General features: G+C 44.3%; 1 rRNA gene. It reads right to left on the bottom strand.

Annotated features, from left to right (window positions below):
* Nucleotides 1-267 precede the first annotated feature (267 nt).
* Nucleotides 268-350, bottom strand: a 16S ribosomal RNA gene (locus tag LC454_RS26285); the annotation flags it as partial.

The following is a 350-nucleotide window of genomic DNA, read 5'->3' as shown; positions in this document are numbered from 1 at the left end:
TTGAACTGCTGACCCCTACATTATCAGTGTAGTGCTCTAACCAACTGAGCTACGGGACTAGCTATTCTGTTCATCTATCTCTCTCGGTCCTGCTCCTTCTAGGGGCGGGCACTTTCTTCTGATGTTTCCTTTTTTAGTAGTGAAAATGCCTAGTGTGTATTGGGTATCCTCTATGTCGCCATAAAATAATCTCAATACTAGCTACTCAATTCTCAATACTATATTCAATCATATGTACGTGACGAGCATCGATCCGCGATACTCTAGAAAGGAGGTATTCCAGCCGCACCTTCCGGTACGGCTACCTTGTTACGACTTAGCCCCAATTATCGGTTTTACCCTAACACGCT

Origin of the sequence: Sphingobacterium sp. GVS05A (genome assembly GCF_019969845.1) — a bacterium.
Lineage (GTDB): Bacteria > Bacteroidota > Bacteroidia > Sphingobacteriales > Sphingobacteriaceae > Sphingobacterium.
The sequence above is the reverse complement of the archived record's forward strand: the minus strand, read 5'-3'. Positions and strand labels throughout refer to the sequence as shown.